The organism is Aeromonas sp. QDB23 (genome assembly GCF_027707745.1).
Classification (GTDB): Bacteria; Pseudomonadota; Gammaproteobacteria; order Enterobacterales; family Aeromonadaceae; genus Aeromonas; species Aeromonas allosaccharophila.
Map to the genome: position 1 here is coordinate 1 of NZ_JAPCJA010000055.1, position 17,378 is coordinate 17,378.

At 59.7% G+C, this 17,378-nt stretch carries 13 protein-coding genes; 8 read left to right on the top strand and 5 right to left on the bottom strand.

Annotated features, from left to right (window positions below; all coding sequences use genetic code 11):
- Window positions 1-83 precede the first annotated feature (83 nt).
- Window positions 84-1,445, top strand: a complete 1,362-nt coding sequence (locus tag PG888_RS18870; protein WP_197970811.1) for an alpha-amylase family protein — start codon at window positions 84-86, stop codon at window positions 1,443-1,445.
- Window positions 1,446-1,556: 111 nt separating this feature from the next.
- On the opposite strand, the gene gyrA is transcribed toward PG888_RS18870, so the two are convergent.
- Window positions 1,557-4,310, bottom strand: a complete 2,754-nt coding sequence (gene gyrA, locus PG888_RS18875) for a DNA topoisomerase (ATP-hydrolyzing) subunit A (RefSeq protein ID WP_111807006.1) — start codon at window positions 4,308-4,310, stop codon at window positions 1,557-1,559.
- A gap of 198 nt (window positions 4,311-4,508) precedes the next feature.
- Between gyrA and ubiG the strand changes: the two genes are divergently transcribed.
- The 5 genes from ubiG to yfaE all read left to right on the top strand — a co-directional run bounded on the left by ubiG (window position 4,509) and on the right by yfaE (window position 10,358).
- Window positions 4,509-5,225 carry a bifunctional 2-polyprenyl-6-hydroxyphenol methylase/3-demethylubiquinol 3-O-methyltransferase UbiG gene (gene ubiG, locus PG888_RS18880; protein ID WP_270694048.1) on the top strand — a complete coding sequence of 239 codons (717 nt, stop codon included), beginning with the start codon at window positions 4,509-4,511 and terminating at the stop codon, window positions 5,223-5,225.
- The gene (locus tag PG888_RS18885; protein ID WP_270694046.1) at window positions 5,225-5,920 is read left to right on the top strand and encodes an HAD family hydrolase; all 696 of its coding nucleotides are present in this window, start codon (window positions 5,225-5,227) and stop codon (window positions 5,918-5,920) included. The genes ubiG and PG888_RS18885 overlap by 1 nt, the downstream gene beginning before the upstream one ends.
- 636 nt (window positions 5,921-6,556) lie before the next feature.
- Entirely contained in the window at window positions 6,557-8,824 is a 2,268-nt protein-coding gene (gene nrdA, locus PG888_RS18890) for a class 1a ribonucleoside-diphosphate reductase subunit alpha (protein ID WP_270694045.1), read from the top strand.
- Window positions 8,825-8,904: 80 nt separating this feature from the next.
- Window positions 8,905-10,038, top strand: coding sequence for a class Ia ribonucleoside-diphosphate reductase subunit beta (nrdB, locus tag PG888_RS18895; RefSeq protein ID WP_270694051.1), 1,134 nt, complete (start codon window positions 8,905-8,907; stop codon window positions 10,036-10,038).
- Window positions 10,035-10,358 (top strand): class I ribonucleotide reductase maintenance protein YfaE, encoded by a 324-nt coding sequence (gene yfaE, locus PG888_RS18900; protein WP_206875057.1) that lies wholly within the window; start codon window positions 10,035-10,037, stop codon window positions 10,356-10,358. The genes nrdB and yfaE overlap by 4 nt, the downstream gene beginning before the upstream one ends.
- A gap of 118 nt (window positions 10,359-10,476) precedes the next feature.
- Here the strand turns inward: yfaE and mltA are convergent, their stop codons facing one another.
- Window positions 10,477-11,628, bottom strand: coding sequence for a murein transglycosylase A (gene mltA, locus PG888_RS18905; RefSeq protein ID WP_270694044.1), 1,152 nt, complete (start codon window positions 11,626-11,628; stop codon window positions 10,477-10,479).
- Window positions 11,629-11,778: 150 nt separating this feature from the next.
- On the opposite strand from mltA, the gene PG888_RS18910 reads away from it, so the two are divergent.
- Window positions 11,779-12,030 carry a DUF1289 domain-containing protein gene (locus tag PG888_RS18910; protein ID WP_139408585.1) on the top strand — a complete coding sequence of 84 codons (252 nt, stop codon included), beginning with the start codon at window positions 11,779-11,781 and terminating at the stop codon, window positions 12,028-12,030.
- A gap of 108 nt (window positions 12,031-12,138) precedes the next feature.
- Here PG888_RS18910 and fruA read toward each other — a convergent pair whose 3' ends face one another.
- From fruA to fruB, 3 genes are read right to left on the bottom strand one after another with little or no spacing between them, the layout of a single operon-like run.
- Entirely contained in the window at window positions 12,139-13,863 is a 1,725-nt protein-coding gene (gene fruA / locus PG888_RS18915) for a PTS fructose transporter subunit IIBC (RefSeq protein WP_270694041.1), read from the bottom strand.
- Entirely contained in the window at window positions 13,860-14,849 is a 990-nt protein-coding gene (gene pfkB / locus PG888_RS18920; protein ID WP_270694040.1) for a 1-phosphofructokinase, read from the bottom strand. Before pfkB ends, fruA begins: the two co-directional genes overlap by 4 nt.
- Window positions 14,849-15,949: a fused PTS fructose transporter subunit IIA/HPr protein gene (gene fruB, locus PG888_RS18925; RefSeq protein ID WP_139441376.1), complete on the bottom strand. Its 1,101-nt coding sequence runs from the start codon at window positions 15,947-15,949 to the stop codon at window positions 14,849-14,851. Before fruB ends, pfkB begins: the two co-directional genes overlap by 1 nt.
- 296 nt (window positions 15,950-16,245) lie before the next feature.
- On the opposite strand from fruB, the gene cra reads away from it, so the two are divergent.
- A complete protein-coding gene (gene cra, locus PG888_RS18930) occupies window positions 16,246-17,232 on the top strand; it encodes a catabolite repressor/activator (protein ID WP_227273624.1) in 987 nt (328 codons plus the stop codon).
- The last annotated feature ends 146 nt before the right edge of the window (window positions 17,233-17,378 follow it).

Consider the following 17,378-nt stretch of genomic DNA (forward strand, 5'->3'; position numbering starts at 1 on the left):
TAGTACTGAACATAGCTCCAAGACTACCTCTTAAGTTAAGAGGGGCGAAGTGTCTGGATCTTCAAGGGGCCAATCTAGCAGGCATGCTGATCGCTCCCTTGGCGCACGCCGATGTCATACTGCACGCCTTCAACTGGAAGTACAGTGAAGTGACCGCCAAAGCCGACCTTATCAAGTCGGCCGGTTACAAACAGGTACTCATCTCACCGCCCCTGAAGTCCTCGGGCAACGAGTGGTGGGCCCGTTACCAGCCGCAGGATCTGCGCCTTGTCGACACCCCCCTTGGCAACAAGCAGGATCTCGAGCAGCTGATCGCCGCCATGAAGGCGCGCGGTATCGCCGTCTATGCCGATGTGGTGCTCAACCACATGGCCAACGAGAGCTGGAAGCGCCAGGACCTCAACTACCCCGGTAGCGAACTGCTCGGTCAGTACGCCGCCAACCCAGCCTATTTCGAGCGCCAGAAGCTGTTTGGCGATCTGGGGCAAAACCTGCTGGCTGCCGCCGATTTTCATCCAGAAGGGTGCATCAGTGACTGGAGCGATCCGGGCCACGTCCAGTACTGGCGCCTGTGTGGCGGCGCGGGTGACAAGGGTCTACCGGATCTGGATCCCAACAACTGGGTGGTGAGCCAGCAGCAGGCCTATCTCAAGGCGCTCAAGGGGATGGGGATCAAGGGCTTTCGGGTCGATGCGGTCAAACATATGAGCGATTACCAGATCAACGCCGTGTTCACCCCCGAGATCAAACAGGGGATGCATGTGTTTGGCGAGGTGATCACCACAGGGGGCGCCGGCAGCACCGATTACGAGCGCTTCCTCAAACCCTACCTCGACAACAGCGGTCAGGGTGCCTATGACTTTCCGCTGTTTGCCTCCCTGCGCGGGGCGTTCAGTTACGGTGGCAGCATGAACCTGCTGGCGGATCCGGGTGCCTATGGTCAGGCCCTGCCGGGTAGCCGCGCCGTCACCTTTGCCGTGACCCACGACATCCCCACCAACGACGGTTTCCGCTATCAGGTCTTAAGCCAGACAGACGAGAAGCTGGCCTATGCCTACCTGCTCGGGCGCGATGGTGGCTCACCGCTGGTCTATTCGGATCACGGCGAGACCCAGGCCAAGGACGGCCTGCGCTGGCAGGATTACTACCTGCGCGCCGATCTCAAGGGAATGATCCGCTTTCACAATGCGGTGCAGGGTCAGCCGATGCAGTTGGTCGGCAGCGGCGACTGCTTCGTGCTGTTCAAACGGGGCAAGCAGGGGCTGGTCGGTATCAACAAGTGCGACGACGAGCAGGAGTACTGGCTCGATACCGCCAGGTTCGAAATGAACTGGTATCGCAACTATCGGGACGTGCTCGACCAAGGTGCCGTGCTCAACGTGCAGAGCCAATGGGTACGGGTCGCCATGCCCGCCCGCAGCGCCAGAATGTGGCTGCAGGAGTGATCCCGCCAGCACCCTGCCCTACTTTTATCTGGCAGTCATAAAAAGCAGACAAATAAAAAGAGCGACCACCTGGGTCGCTCTTTTTGCTGAGGCAAGTGACTCAGGAGACGATTACTCGTCGCCCGCTTCCCCTGCATCGACCGCATCAGTGCCGGTCGCGGTATCGGTACCTTCAGATACCTCACCGTCCACGGCCAGAGCGTCGTTCTCGTTCTCGTCTTCGTCACTCTCGGCGATGCGCTGCAGGCCAACCACGGTCTCGTCTTCACCGGTACGGATCAGACGGACACCGCCGGTGTTACGGCCAATGACGCTCACCTCGGCAACACGGGTACGCACCAGGGTGCCGCCGTTGGTGATCAGCATGATCTGGTCGGTATCTTCGACCTGGATCGCATCGATCACCTTGCCATTGCGCTCATCCACCTTGATGGAGATAACGCCCTGGGTACCACGGCTCTTGGTCGGGTACTCATTGAGTGCGGTACGTTTGCCGTAACCGTTCTCGGTAGCGGTGAGGATGGCACCTTCGCCACGCGGAACGATGAGGGAAACCACCTTGTCACCGGCGCCCAGCTTGATGCCGCGCACACCGGCAGCGGTACGACCCATCGGGCGTACGCCCTTGAAGGTGCCCTTGCTTTCGGTGCCTTCGCCGTTGTCGCTGCCATCATCGTCATTGCCGGCATCGTCGTCGGTTTCAACGTCATCGCTGACATCCGCATCAGCGCGACCGCTGCCTTCGGCGAAGCGAACGACTTTGCCCGCATCGGAGAAGAGCATGATCTCGTTGCTGCCATCGGTGATATCCACCCCGATCAGCTCATCACCCTCTTTGAGGTTGATGGCACGAATACCGGAGGAGAGCGGACGGCTGAAGTCAGACAAGCTGGTCTTCTTCACGGTGCCGTTGGCGGTGGCGAAGAACACATACTTCTCGGCATCATACTCCTTCACCGGCAGGATGGCGGTGATACGCTCACCCTCTTCCAGCGGCAGCAGGTTGATGATCGGACGACCACGGGCGCCACGGGACGCTTCCGGAAGCTGGTAAACCTTGAGCCAGTAGACCTTGCCGCGGGTGGAGAAGCACAGAATGGTGTCGTGGGTGTTGGCCACCAGCAGACGTTCCACAAAGTCCTCTTCCTTGATCCGGGTGGCCGACTTGCCACGACCACCGCGGCGCTGGGCCTCGTAGTCGGAGAGCGGCTGATACTTCACATAGCCCTGGTGAGACAGGGTAACTACCACGTCTTCCGGGGTGATCAGATCTTCGATGTTGATCTCGGCACTGGACATGCTGATCTCGGTGCGACGCTCGTCGCCATACTGCTCGCGCACGGCCAGCAGCTCATCGCGGATCACTTCCATCAGACGAGCCGGGCTCGCCAGGATGTGCAGCAGCTCGGCGATCAGATCCAGCAGAGATTGGTACTCTTCCAGGATCTTCTCGTGCTCGAGGCCGGTCAACTTGTGCAGACGCAGGTCAAGGATGGCCTGGGCTTGCTGTTCGGTCAGGAAGTATTGACCTTCACGAATACCGAACTGTGGCTCCAGCCACTCTGGCCGCGCTGCGTCGTCGCCCGCTTTCTCCAGCATGGACGCCACGTTGCCGAGTTCCCAGCCCTTGGCAACCAGGCCCGCTTTTGCATCGGCCGGCGTCGCGCTGTGACGAATAAGCTCGATGATGGGATCGATGTTGGCCAGCGCAACCGCCAGACCTTCAAGGATATGGGCCCGATCCCGCGCCTTGCGCAGTTCGAACACGGTCCGGCGAGTCACCACTTCACGGCGGTGCAGCAGGAACGCATCCAGGATCTCTTTAAGGTTCATCACCTTGGGCTGGTTGTTATCGAGCGCCACCATGTTGATGCCGAACGTGGTTTGCAGCTGGGTGTGCTTGTAGAGATTGTTCAGCACAATCTCGCCAGACTCGCCACGTTTGATCTCGATAACAATGCGCATGCCGTCTTTATCAGACTCATCGCGCAGGGCACTGATGCCCTCAATTTTCTTCTCTTTGACCAGCTCGGCGATCTTTTCGATCAACCGCGCCTTGTTCACCTGATAAGGCAGCTCGTGAACGATGATGGTCTCGCGACTGGTCTTGTCGTCCACTTCCACTTCGGCCTTGGCGCGCACATAGACGGAACCACGACCGGTGCGGTAAGCCTGCACGATGCCGGAACGACCGTTGATGATGCCGCCGGTGGGGAAATCAGGCCCGGTGATATAGGTCATCAACTCATCGATGGTGAGGTCGCCATTCTCAATCAACGCCAGACAGCCGTTGACTATCTCGGTGAGGTTGTGAGGCGGAATGTTGGTCGCCATGCCCACCGCAATACCGGAGGAGCCGTTGATCAACAGGTTGGGAACCTTGGTGGGCATGACAGCCGGGATCATCTCGGTGCCGTCATAGTTCGGCACCCAGTCCACGGTCTCTTTGTCCAGATCAGCCAGCAACTCGTGAGAGATGCGGGCCATCCGCACTTCGGTATAACGCATGGCCGCGGCGCTGTCGCCGTCGACTGAACCGAAGTTGCCCTGACCATCGACCAGCATGTAACGCATGGAGAAATCCTGCGCCATCCGGACAATGGTGTCATACACAGCGATATCGCCGTGCGGGTGATATTTACCGATTACGTCACCGACCACACGGGCCGATTTTTTATAGGGCTTGTTCCAGTCGTTCCCCAACTCGTTCATTGCAAACAGAACGCGGCGGTGAACCGGTTTCAAGCCATCACGCACATCCGGCAGAGCTCGTCCTACGATCACGCTCATGGCGTAATCAAGATAGGAACTCTTGAGCTCTTCTTCGATGTTGACCGGCGTGATCTCTCTGGCCAGATCGCTCATAGAAAGCCTTATCCCTAATTAGTTGTTCTTTGGCTTAAACAGCGCGACATGGTAACACACTGAGCCAAATACCTTAAGCCACAAATCGGGTATCAGATCGGGCTGGTGTGACAAAGTCCGTCCGTTATAATGCCCGCCAGGACAATAGATTGCGCCCATGACTCATAACCGGGCGCCCGGCCACAGGATCTTCGAAAAATGCACAGTGACGCCAATGTCGATCTGACAGAAATCGCCAAGTTTGACGCCATCGCCTCCCGCTGGTGGGACATGGAAGGTGAATTCAAACCCCTGCATCAAATCAATCCGGTACGCCTTGACTGGATCACCGACAAAAGTGGCGGTCTGTTTGGCAAGCGCATGCTCGATATCGGGTGTGGTGGTGGCATCCTCTCCGAGAGCATGGCGCGCCGTGGCGCCAAGGTAACCGGCATCGACATGGGCAAGGAGCCGCTCGGGGTCGCCCGCCTGCACGCTCTGGAGCAGGGTGTCGAGCTCGAATATCGCCAGATCACCGCCGAAGCTCATGCCTTGGAGGCCGCCGGCCAGTATGACGTGGTCACCTGCATGGAGATGCTTGAGCATGTGCCGGACCCGGCCTCCGTGCTGCGCGCCATCGCGACCCTGGTTCGCCCGGGTGGCCGGGTGTTTGTCTCTACCATCAACCGCAACCCGAAAGCCTATCTGATGATGATCATCGGGGCCGAATACCTGATGAAGATGGTGCCCAAGGGTACCCACGACCACAAAAAGTTCATCACCCCGGCCGAACTGTGTCGCATGGGTGAAGCGGCTGGCCTGCTGGTGCGCGACATGAGCGGCGTCCACTATGCCCCCCTCACCAACCAGTTCAAGCTCGGCAAGAATGTTGACGTCAACTATATGGTGGAGTTTGTCCGCCCGGAACACGGTTGATGAGCGCCTCTCACCCTGTGCCTCTGCGCTGCGTGCTGTTTGATCTGGACGGCACCCTGCTCGACACGGCCCCGGATCTCGGCGCCGCCGTCAACCATGTGCTGATAAACGAAGGTTTTGCGCCGCTCTCTGACGACATCATTCGTCAGACCACCTCCCACGGAGCGCTCGGGCTGCTGAAAGCGGGTCTTGGCGACGAACTGCTTGAAGAGCTGGGGGCCACGCGCCTGCGCAATGCCCTGCTCGACTACTACGCGGCCAACCTCTGTGTCGGTACCCGCCCCTATGAGGGGATGGTGGATCTTATCGAGTGGCTGGATGAAAAAGCGCTGCCCTGGGGCATCGTCACCAACAAGCCGGGCTTTCTCACCGAACCGCTGCTGGCGTCCCTGCCACAGCTTGCCAGCTGCGGCGTCACCGTCAGCGCCGATACCCTGCCGGTACGCAAGCCCGACCCCGCCCCCATGTTCTTTGCCTGCGACCAGCTGGGCGTCGAGGCGGCTCACTGCCTCTATGTGGGTGATCATGTGCGGGACATCGAAGCGGGCCGCAATGCGGGCATGCGCACCGCCGTCGCTGGCTGGGGCTATCTGAGCGATAACGAGGATCCCGCCGAGTGGGGCGCCGATCTGCACTTCGATACCGTGCAGGCCCTGCACCACTGGCTGCGCTACGAGCTGACGGCCAAGGTGTGACGCGCAGCCTTACCGAGTAACGTGCAATAACGGGGCGGAGAGAGACTCCCCGCCCTCTTGAACCTCTTCATTTACGCTCTCATACGCTCTCACAACCTGCGCCGCCATCACACCTCTATTCATGGATAATAAAGGCAGCTTACCGGCTGTTGGATACCCATTTGACAAACACGCAGCCTTCACATACAGGCCACAAACCGCCATCGTCTGATGTTAAGCCCTTGCCACGCTGAGCCCGCGGCTGCGACAAGTGGACAGCTTTTGACCCTTGTTGCATAAGGGATAATCAGCCGCCGTTTGCTAGTAAAAAGCCCCCCGTTTCGCAAGCAAAAAAAGTTATTTAAATTTTCCATCTTCGATCGGGAGACTTGCATTTAGCGGAGCGGACGAATGAAAACCCGCTCACTGTGAGCGGTCACTAACTGATGGGGCAAGACTCACAATTTATCCACAGCTCGTCACTTATCCACACATTGCAATGGCGGGCTGACCTCACTATCTTGTAGCTCGAACTTAAAATAACACTACATCTTGTGATTCATCGCACAATCTCTACCCACCTCCCGCACACCGCCGGAGCCTGGGTGGCGCCATTGTGCGATGGTTTTTCGGGAATCAACTGAAGGTCATCAGCCAATGAACTTGTTTGTGACGAAGCGTAACGGACACAAAGAACCCATCGATCTGGATAAAATTCACCGCGTGCTGGACTGGGCCGCCGAAGGGCTCGACAACGTGTCGGTCTCCCAGGTAGAGCTCAAATCCCACATCCAGTTCTATGACGGTATCCGTACCGCCGACATTCACGAAACCATCATCAAGGCGACGGCTGACCTCATCTCCGAGCAGACCCCGGACTACCAGTACATGGCAGCCCGTCTGGCCATCTTCCACCTGCGCAAGAAGGCCTATGGCCAGTTCGAACCGCCCCACCTCTACCAGCACGTGGCTCGTCTGGTGGACATGGGCAAGTACGACAAGCACCTGCTGGAAGACTACACCCAGGCCGACTTCGAAGAGCTGAACACCCATCTGGATCACTGGCGCGACATGGATTTCTCCTACGCGGCAGTCAAACAGCTGGAAGGCAAGTATCTGGTCCAGAACCGCGTCACCGGCGAGATCTACGAGAGCCCGCAGTTCCTCTATATGCTGGTTGCGGCCTGCCTCTTCTCCAAGTATCCGAAAGATACCCGTCTGGACTACATCAAGCGCTTCTATGATGCAGTCTCGACCTTCAAGATCTCCCTGCCGACCCCGATCATGAGCGGCGTGCGCACCCCGACCCGCCAATTCAGCTCCTGCGTGCTGATCGAGTGCGACGACAGTCTGGATTCCATCAACGCCACCGCCAGCTCCATCGTGCGGTACGTTTCCCAGCGCGCCGGTATCGGCATCAACGCTGGGCGCATCCGCGGTCTGGGCAGCCCCATCCGTGGTGGCGAAGCGTTCCACACCGGTTGCATCCCCTTCTACAAATACTTCCAGACTGCCGTGAAGTGCTGCTCCCAGGGCGGCGTGCGCGGCGGTGCGGCCACCCTGTTCTACCCGCTGTGGCACACCGAAGTGGAAAGCCTGCTGGTGCTGAAGAACAACCGCGGCGTGGAAGAGAACCGTGTTCGTCACATGGACTACGGCGTGCAGATCAACAAGCTGATGTACCAGCGTCTCATCAAGGGCGGTGACATCACACTGTTCTCCCCGTCCGATGCGCCGGGTCTGTACGATGCCTTCTTCGCCGATCAGGACAAGTTTGAAGAGCTCTACGTCAAGTACGAGCAGGATCCGGCCATTCGCAAGAAGACCCTCAAAGCTGTCGATCTTTTCTCCCTGATGATGCAGGAGCGTGCCGGTACCGGTCGCATCTACATCCAGAATGTCGATCACTGCAACACCCACAGCCCGTTTGATCCGAGCGTGGCGCCGGTACGCCAGTCCAACCTCTGCCTCGAGATTGCGCTGCCGACCAAGCCGCTCAACAATATCGACGACGAGAGTGGCGAAATCGCCCTGTGCACCCTCTCCGCCTTCAACCTCGGTGCCATCGAGAAGCTGGAAGATCTGGAAGAGATGGCCGATCTGGCCGTACGTGCCCTCGACGCCCTGCTCGACTATCAGGACTACCCGATTGCCGCCGCCAAGAAGGGCAGCATGGGTCGTCGCACTCTGGGGATCGGCGTCATCAACTACGCCTACTACCTGGCCAAAAACGGTGCCCGCTACTCTGACGGCACTGGTCTGGCACTGACTCACCGCACCTTCGAGGCCATTCAGTACTACCTGCTGAAAGCCTCCGTGCAGTTGGCCCGCGAGTTCGGCCCCTGCCCGCTGTTTGGCGAGACCACCTACGCGCAAGGTATCCTGCCCATCGACACCTACAAGAAGGATCTGGATGCGCTGTGTAACGAGCCGCTGCATCTGGATTGGGAAAGTCTGCGTGAAGAGATCAAGTCAGTGGGCTTGCGTAACTCCACCCTGACCGCCCTGATGCCGAGCGAGACCTCCAGCCAGATCTCCAACGCCACCAACGGCATCGAGCCGCCACGCGGTCTGGTGTCGGTCAAGGCCTCCAAAGACGGCATTCTCAAACAGGTGGTGCCCGAGTATGATCGTCTGAAAGATCAATACGAATTGCTCTGGAAGCAACCGAGCGTTGACGGCTACCTGCAGCTGGTCGGTATCATGCAGAAGTTTGTGGATCAGGCGATCTCCGCCAACACCAACTACGACCCTGCCCGTTTCGAAGGCAACAAGGTCCCGATGAAACAGCTGCTCAAGGACTTGCTGACCGCCTACAAATACGGCCTCAAGACCCTGTACTATCACAACACCCGTGATGGTGCAGACGATGCCCAGACCGACCTGCAAGATGACGGTTGCGCTGGCGGGGCTTGCAAAATCTAAGTCACAGCAAGAACTGATAACCGGGCGGGAGCATGAAGCTCCCGCTCTCCTGTTTTCTCTATTCACATATTCTGGTAACCATGGCCTATTCAACTTTCTGCCAAACCCAAAACGACCAGCTCAAAGAGCCGATGTTTTTTGGCCAATCGGTCAACGTAGCCCGTTATGATCAACAAAAGCACGAAGTGTTCGAGCGGCTGATCGAGAAGCAGCTCTCCTTCTTCTGGCGCCCAGAAGAGGTGGATGTCTCCCGTGATCGCATCGACTATCAGGCCCTGCCGCCCCACGAGCAGCACATCTTCATCTCCAATCTGAAGTACCAGACCCTGCTGGACTCCATTCAGGGCCGCAGCCCCAACGTAGCGCTGCTGCCGCTGGTCTCCATTCCGGAGCTGGAAACCTGGATTGAGACCTGGGCCTTCTCCGAGACCATCCACTCTCGCTCCTACACCCATATCATCCGCAATATCGTCAACACCCCCGCCCAGGTGTTCGACGACATCGTGACCAACGAGCAGATCTTGAAGCGCGCCGGCTCCATCAGCCACTTCTACGACGACCTGATCGAAGCGACCGCCCTCTACAACCTGCATGGTGAAGGTACCCACACCGTCGCGGGCCGCGAGGTCACTATCACCTTGCGCGAGCTCAAGAAGAAGCTCTATCTGTGCTTGATGAGCGTCAACGCGCTGGAAGCAATCCGCTTCTACGTCAGCTTCGCCTGCTCCTTTGCCTTCGCCGAGCGTGAACTGATGGAAGGCAACGCCAAGATCATCAAGATGATCGCCCGCGACGAAGCGCTGCACCTCACCGGCACCCAGCACATGCTGAACCTGATGCGCACCGGCCAGGATGACCCGGAGATGGCCGAGATCGCCGCCGAGTGCGAACAGGCCTGCTTCGAGATCTTCAAGGAAGCAGCCATTCAGGAGAAGGAGTGGGCCGAGTACCTGTTCCAGGGCGGCTCCATGATCGGCCTGAACAAGGACATCCTCTGCCAGTACGTGGAGTACATCACCAACTTGCGCATGAGCGCGGTCGGCCTGCAGCCAGCCTTTGTCGGCACCAAGCAGAACCCGATCCCCTGGATCAACACCTGGCTGTCATCCGACAACGTGCAGGTCGCCCCGCAAGAGGTAGAGGTCAGCTCCTATCTGGTCGGTCAGATCGACAGCGAAGTCAATGCCGATGACCTGGGTGATTTCGAGCTGTGAGTGATGCCACCAACACGCTGACCCCTGCCCCGCACGCAGTTGCTGAACAGCAGGCGGTCGTGGCACCACGGGTACATACCCGGGATGGTGCCGTGCTGCACGCCCATCCCGGCGAAAGCGTGTTGGAGACCCTGGAGCGCCATGGTCATCATGTGGAATTTCAGTGTCGCAGCGGCTATTGCGGCGCCTGCCGCACTCCGCTGATGGCTGGCAAGGTGCACTATCCTGCGGTGCCCTTGGCATTCGTCGCCCAGGGGGAGTGCCTCCCCTGCTGCTGCAAACCGGTCGGCGCCATCCGGCTGGATATCCAGAAGAGCTGACGCAGCCACAGACTGGCAACTCGCACAAAATAGAAAGCCGCCGGAGCAATCCGGCGGCTTTTTTTGTCTCTTCACATTGCTCGGGCGCCCGATGACAGACGCCCAACCCATCAGGGGATTACAACCAGGGGGCAGCGGTCGGCCCGTGGTGCAGGCCCAGCTTCCAGACCCGGCCAAAGTGCTTGTAGTGACCGGCTGCGACGCCAGCCTTCTCACCCATACCGTGGTAGAGATCGAGGTGCCCCTTCTTCACTGCCCCGCCCACATCCAGCGCAATCAACAAGCGCAGCTGGTGCTTGCCGGTCCAGTTGCCCTCTTTATCGAGCAAGGGAACTTCGGCGAGGATCGGCGTCCCCATCGGCAACAGGGTCTTGTCGGCGGCAACAGCCGCCAGCGGCAGCAGCGGGATACCGGCCGCGCCGATCACATCATTGGTGGGTCGACGCTCGAAGAAGACATAGGAGGGGTTCTGCTCCACCAGCTCCTTGACGCTCTCCTCCGGCTGTCGGTTGGCCCACTCCTTGATGGCCTTCATCGACATCTGCTCTTTGGGCACTTCACCGCGGTCGATCAGTACCCGGCCGATACTGACGTAACCGTGGCCGTTCTTGCCGCTGTAGCCCAGATATTGCAGCCGATCGTCATCCCCGTAGTGGACAAAGCCCGAGCCCTGCACATCCATCAGGAAGTTATCGATAAGGGATTTGCTGTAACCCAGCTCCAGCCCGCGGTTGGCCAGTGCTCCCTGATGGATCTCGGCCCGGGTCGGACAGCGACCGCCACATTTGGGCATGGCATAGATGGGATATTTGTACTTGGCATCCGGGCGGTGGCGCACCTCCAGCACCGGCGAGTAGTAACCGGTAAAGAGCACGTTACCCATGCGATCAGCACCGCCCAGCTGAGCCAGGCTGATACCATAACGGGTGATGTCGGCAGGATTGCCGCCGCCCGCCACCCAGCGGGAAAGCTGGTGATAGAGCTCGCCATAACGGCGGGTCATCTTGCCGGAGCGCTCCAATACCAGTCTGCTTTGCGGGCCAAACTTGCTGTAGTCGGCACGCGCACGGCTATTGACCCGCTCCACCCTCACCAGATCCTCTGGCAAGGTCCCGTCCAGATACTGCTTGCCCAGATTTTCCGGCACCTCGCAGTTAAGAAAGCATCTGTTGTCGGTCTGTTTTTTGGGCACATCTGCTTTATCAGAGTTGCCCGCACAACCGGCCAGTCCCAGCACTGCGGCGGTCAGCCAGTACGCGTGTTTGTTCATATTTCCTCATATAACGCCAAGAGCCATGCTCGGCGGGGAAGATGCCAAATTTGCAGGGGGAAAGCAAACGACATCAATCACTTGAAGCAGGATTTCTCCAAAGGGGATCCGCTGGGTTATAACAAGGTGACAGGATGTGCGAGGTGATGGATGGAACAGCTCGAAATCTTCCCGTTGCAGAGCCCCTGCATCGGGGTCTGCGAAGTGAACAACAAGGGCTACTGCAAGGGCTGCCTGCGCAATCGCGAGGAGCGTTTCAACTGGCTCACCATGACCCCTGCCGAGCAGCAGGAGGTGATGCGCCTGTGCCGCAACCGCAAGGCACGGGTCGATGCCGCCCGCCGCAAGGCACAGGAAGGCGCCCAAAGTGAGCAACCGGATCAAGCAGGTTGGGATTTTTAAGCTCTTTCCTTACCTGTTTACGACCATCATTAAAAACGTTCCCACACGAAACCAAAAGCGGCCCGAAGGCCGCTTTGTTATTGATTGCATTTACTTACGCTACACCACTCAGGCCGTAGCCAACTTGGCCTGCTCTTCACCGCGCTTGAGCATGGCGTAGGAGACACCGGTCAGCAGCGAGCCTGCGGCAATGGCCACGATATACATCATGACGTTGCTGATGGCGTGCGGGATAAAGAGCACGAACAGACCGCCGTGGGGCGCCATCAGCTCGCAGCCGAACAGCATGGAGAGCGCACCGGTCAGGGCGCCGCCCACCATGCAGGCCGGGATGACCCGCATCGGATCCTTGGCTGCAAACGGAATGGCCCCCTCGGAGATAAAGCACAGACCCAGTACGAAGGAGGCCTTGCCCGCTTCCTGCTCCGCCTTGATGAACTTGGTACGGGCCAGGAAGGTGGCGATCCCCATCCCCAGTGCCGGCACCATACCGGCGGCCATCACCGCTGCCATCGGGGCGTAGGTTTTGGAGGCCAGCAGGCCGACACCGAAGGCGTAAGCCGCCTTGTTGACCGGGCCGCCCATGTCGAAGCACATCATGGCGCCGATGATGACACCAAGCAGCACGGCGTTGGCAGAGCCCATGTTGTTGAGGAACTCGGTCATGGCATTCATGATGCCAGCCACCGGACCACCCACCACGTAGATCATCACCAGACCGGTAAAGAGGCTGGCCACCAACGGAATGATAAGGATCGGCTTGAGCGCTTCCAGGGTGGTCGGCAGGCGCACCTTGTCGCTCAGGTACTTGGCGCTGTAACCGGCCAGGAAACCGGCCACGATACCGCCAAGAAAACCGGCGCCCAGCGAGCTTGCCAGCATACCGCCGATCATGCCGGGGGCGAGACCCGGACGGTCAGCGATGGAGTAGGCAATGTAACCTGCCAGCACCGGGATCATCAGGGCAAAAGCGGAGCCACCACCGATCTTCATCAGGGCGGCGGCCAAGGTGCCTTCCACCTTGAACGCTTCGATACCGAACACAAACGAGAGCGCGATGATAAGACCACCCGCCACCACCATCGGCAGCATAAAGGAGACACCGGTCAGCAAATGCTTGTAGGGGCCAGCCTTCTCTTCTTTCTTGGGCTGGCTGCCGCCACTGTGGCGATACAGTTTTGCCTCGTTCCACGCCTTGTCGAGCTCGGCGCGGGTTTTCTTGAGCGCAGCGCCGGTGCTGGTGCGATAGACCTGCTTGCCATCGAAGCGGGCCATGTCCACCTCGATGTCGGTGGCGAGGAACACCAGATCGGCAGATGCAATCTCTTCGGCAGTCAGGGCATTCTGGGCACCGACCGAGCCCTGGGTCTCGACGCGGATCTGATAACCCAGCTGCTTGGCCATGGTCTCCAGCGCTTCTGCCGACATAAAGGTGTGGGCCACGCCGGTCGGGCAGGCAGTCACCGCCACAATGCGCTTGCCAGCGGCGGCAGGTTTGGCGGCTGCGGGAGCGGCTTGATGACGATAGACGCTGGCACCGCTGGTTGCGGCCTCCAGCAAGGCAGCCGGATCCTGCAGCGCGAGATCCATGCTGCCCTGATAGACCCGCTTGCCATCATAGGCGGCGAGATCCACCGGGGCACTGGCGACAACCAGCACCAGATCGGCGGCAGCAATCTGCTCCTTGCTCGGAACTTGGCGGGGCTGCACGCTGGAGCCGACGTCGAGGGTGAGTTCCCAGCCAGCCAGTTTGGCCTGCTGTTCTATCCGTTTTGCAGCGAGAAAGCTGGTGGCAATGCCCGCAGGGCAAGCCGTAACCAAGATTGCTTTCATTGGGCATCTCCTGAGTTTTCCATTGAGGGGGTATTGCACTGAACCGGTGCCAGCGCATCCAGACGCTCTACGCGCACCTGTTCAAGTAAAGGGTTGAGCACATTGATATCGTCAAAGCCGACCGCCACCTGACTGACCGCCAAGGCCGAGACGGCGGTGGCCAGCCGCAGGGTCTGCTCCGGCGCCCAGCCAAGGCTCAGACCATGGGCGAGACCGGCCACCAGGGAATCGCCAGCACCCACGGTGCTGACCACCTGCATCCGCGGCGGAATGGCCTGCCAGACGGCATCCGGGGCAAACCAGATGAGGCCATCGGCGCCGTTGGAGATCACCACGTTGGGGATGCCGCTTGCCTGCAGCGCGCGGGCACACTCGGCCTGCTCGCTCAGGGTCTTGATGGGGCGCCCCGCCCACTGGCTCAGCTCTTCCAGGTTGGGTTTGACTAGGGTCGGCGCCGCCTTGATCCCTTCGCTTAACGCCGCGCCGCTGCAATCAAAGATCACCTGCTTGCCCTTGGCCTTGAGCAGACGGATCAGATGGGCGCAGTAATCGGGAGCCACCCCTTTGGGCAGGCTGCCCGCCAGCACGAACCAGTCGGCGTGAGGTGCCAACTCGTCGATGGCCTGCTCCAGCGCGCTCACTTCCCCTTGCTGGATGGTGAGCCCCGGCAAGTTGAGATCGGTGACTCGACCGGACTGCTCGGAAATCTTGACGTTTATGCGGGTGCTGCCCGCGACACGGACAAAGTGATCATCCAACGCCCGCTCTGCAAACAGGGAGGCAAAACTCTGCTCATTGTCTGCGCCCAGCCAGCCGGTGACGCCCACCTCACGGCCCAAGTCCTTGAGCACCATGGCGACGTTGATCCCCTTGCCTGCCGCGCGCAGGTTGGCCTCGCTCACCAGATTGACCTCACCCAGGCTCATCGCTTCCAAACGAGTGGTGAGATCAAGGGCGGGGTTGGGGGTAATGGTGACAATCTTCATCAATGCGCCCCCTCGCCCAAACCAGCGGCAATGGCCTCACCGATCCCCTTGAGGGCGGCTTCGGCATCTGCCCCTTCGGCGCGAAATGCCAGACGGTGACCGCACTTGACGCCAAGGCCGATCACTTTCATCAGGCTCTTGGCGGAAACCGCTTCGCCGCTGCCATCCAGATTGGCCACCCGGATGTCGGATTCAAACTCTTTGGCCACCTTGACCAGCATGGCACCCGGGCGGGCGTGCAGACCGTGAGGGTTGATGATGGTGAAGGTTTCGGAAAGACCGCTCGCGGGGCCCGCCTGCAGCATGGCCAGTCCCTCACCGCCCGCCAGCGTAGCGAGTTGGCCGGCAGCCGCCAGTTTGGCCAGATTCTCCAGTTGCGGCAGATGGCCGCTATCTGCGGCGCACAGCAGCAGCATAGCGCTGACCGGGAGCTCCCCTGCCGTGATGGCGCTACTCGGGGTGGCCAGCACCCAACCGGTCTGGGCCGCTTGCGCCCGGGCCAACCAGACGCCCTCGCCCAGATAGGCAGGTTCGCTTGCCAGCAGCGCGCTCACCATGGCGGCATCGCCCCAGCCCGCCGATTTGGCGCGGGCGGCTGCTCCCAGCAGCAGTTGGTCGCGATCATCGGCCGGGAAGTCAGCCAGGGTCAGGTATTGCACCTCTTTGGCGGCAGTGGCGCCAGTCAGGATGTTGATGATGGTGTCGGCATCGGTGGCCTCTTTGAGCTGAACTGCCGCCTGCTCGTCACCCAGCACATGGGTGAGCTGGCGCAAAATGCCCAGATGCTCGTCGGACTTGGCGGCGATGCCGATGGCGACATAGGCGATCTGCCCCTCATCCCACTCGATACCATTGGGGAACTGGGCCACCATGACGCCTGTGCTCTTCACCAGATGACGGGTGTCGGTGGTGCCGTGGGGAATGGCGATGCCACTGCCAAGATAGGTGGCATGCTGCGCTTCACGGGCCAGCATCCCATCCACATAGCCCGCTTCCACCAGACCGGCTTCGGTCAGTTTGCCTGCCAGCAGGGCAATGGCGTCCGACTTGGTTGCCACCGACTGTCCCAGCAAGATCTGCTCTCGCGCCAACTTCAACATAGAGACTCTCCATCAGGTTCCGGCCGCGCCGGTAGATCACAATTGAACATTCGGGTAACTCGCCAGCTGACAATAGACCCGAACACGGTTGACTGTGATCGGAGCCTGATTTTCAGGCCACTGGGTCTCTTCGTTGCTGACAGGCTGAATCGTTTCACTTACACTCAGACTGAATCGTTTCAGCGAATTGATCAAGTACCCACAAAGAGTGCTTTTCAATGATATGATCCCGCGCACACTTTTCGGTGCCCTCACCCGGCAGTGACCGTGGGCCTTGCAACTCAAACAGAGCCAATATGATGAAACTGGATGAAATCGCCGCCCTCGCCGGTGTCTCGCGCACCACGGCAAGCTATGTGATCAATGGCAAGGCCGATCAATACCGCATCAGTCAGGCCACCCGCGACAAGGTGATGGCCGTTGTCACCGCCCATAACTATCAGCCGGACAGCCGCGCCGCCTCCCTGCGTGGCGGCCAGACCAAGACCCTCGGCTTTATCTTGCCCGACCTTGAGAACGCCAGTTACGCCAAGCTGGCCAAACGGCTGGAACAGGGGGCCCGGGCGCAGGGCTATCAGCTGCTCATCGTCTGCTCGGAAGATGAGCCCGCCACAGAAAAAGAGCTGGCCCAGATGCTGGTGAGCCGCCATGTGGACGCCCTGCTGGTGGCCAGTTGCCTGCCGCCAGACGACCCCTTCTACGGCAAATTGCAGGCGCAAGGCAGCCAAATCCTCGCCATCGACCGGGCGATGGCCGCCGACAAGTTCGTCACCGTTGCCAGTGAAAACGAGAAAGCGAGCTTTGATCTCACCAGCTCCCTGCTCACCCCGACCTTGCGCCATATCGCCTTGATCACCGCGCTGCCAGCACTCACGATCAGTCAGGAGCGCAAAGCGGGTTTCGAGCAGGCGGTCGCCAGTCACAGCGCGGCTCGCCATCTGTGCGAGGGGGATCACTTCTCCCGCCTTGAGGGGTATCGCCTGATCAAGGATCTGCACCAGCAGCTGGGTCAGCTGCCCGAAGCGCTGATCACTACTTCCTATATCCTGATGGAAGGGGTACTCGACTACCTGTTGGAACAAGAGATCGATATGAGCCAGCTCGCCATGGCCACCTTCGGGGACGATCGGCTGCTTGACTTCCTCCCCTTTGGCATCAACTCCCTGCCCCAGCAGCACGACGCGCTGGCGAGCCAGGCGCTGGAGCTGGCGCTCAAGGCGGTGAACGGCGAATACCAGAGCGGGCTGCACTATGTGAGCCGCACCCTCAAGCGTCGTCGCTAACCTGCTCGAAGCAGACCCGATTTGCTGTCAATGGGTGGGTAAAGAAAGCAGATGACAATAAGGCTGCCAGCATCGGCAGCCTTATTTTTTTCCCCACAACCCTACCCGCCCGCTTTGCTTTTTCTACCGTCTGGCCGACTAAACAA

Excerpts from the sequence above, each read along its gene's own strand:
- PG888_RS18870 (WP_197970811.1), top strand. The coding sequence starts at position 84 with ATGCTGATCGCTCCCTTGGCGCACGCCGATGTCATACTGCACGCCTTC.
- gyrA (WP_111807006.1), bottom strand. The coding sequence starts at position 4,310 with ATGAGCGATCTGGCCAGAGAGATCACGCCGGTCAACATCGAAGAAGAG.
- ubiG (WP_270694048.1), top strand. The coding sequence starts at position 4,509 with ATGCACAGTGACGCCAATGTCGATCTGACAGAAATCGCCAAGTTTGAC.
- PG888_RS18885 (WP_270694046.1), top strand. The coding sequence starts at position 5,225 with ATGAGCGCCTCTCACCCTGTGCCTCTGCGCTGCGTGCTGTTTGATCTG.
- nrdA (WP_270694045.1), top strand. The coding sequence starts at position 6,557 with ATGAACTTGTTTGTGACGAAGCGTAACGGACACAAAGAACCCATCGAT.
- nrdB (WP_270694051.1), top strand. The coding sequence starts at position 8,905 with ATGGCCTATTCAACTTTCTGCCAAACCCAAAACGACCAGCTCAAAGAG.
- mltA (WP_270694044.1), bottom strand. The coding sequence starts at position 11,628 with ATGAACAAACACGCGTACTGGCTGACCGCCGCAGTGCTGGGACTGGCC.
- PG888_RS18910 (WP_139408585.1), top strand. The coding sequence starts at position 11,779 with ATGGAACAGCTCGAAATCTTCCCGTTGCAGAGCCCCTGCATCGGGGTC.
- fruA (WP_270694041.1), bottom strand. The coding sequence starts at position 13,863 with ATGAAAGCAATCTTGGTTACGGCTTGCCCTGCGGGCATTGCCACCAGC.
- pfkB (WP_270694040.1), bottom strand. The coding sequence starts at position 14,849 with ATGAAGATTGTCACCATTACCCCCAACCCCGCCCTTGATCTCACCACT.
- fruB (WP_139441376.1), bottom strand. The coding sequence starts at position 15,949 with ATGTTGAAGTTGGCGCGAGAGCAGATCTTGCTGGGACAGTCGGTGGCA.
- cra (WP_227273624.1), top strand. The coding sequence starts at position 16,246 with ATGATGAAACTGGATGAAATCGCCGCCCTCGCCGGTGTCTCGCGCACC.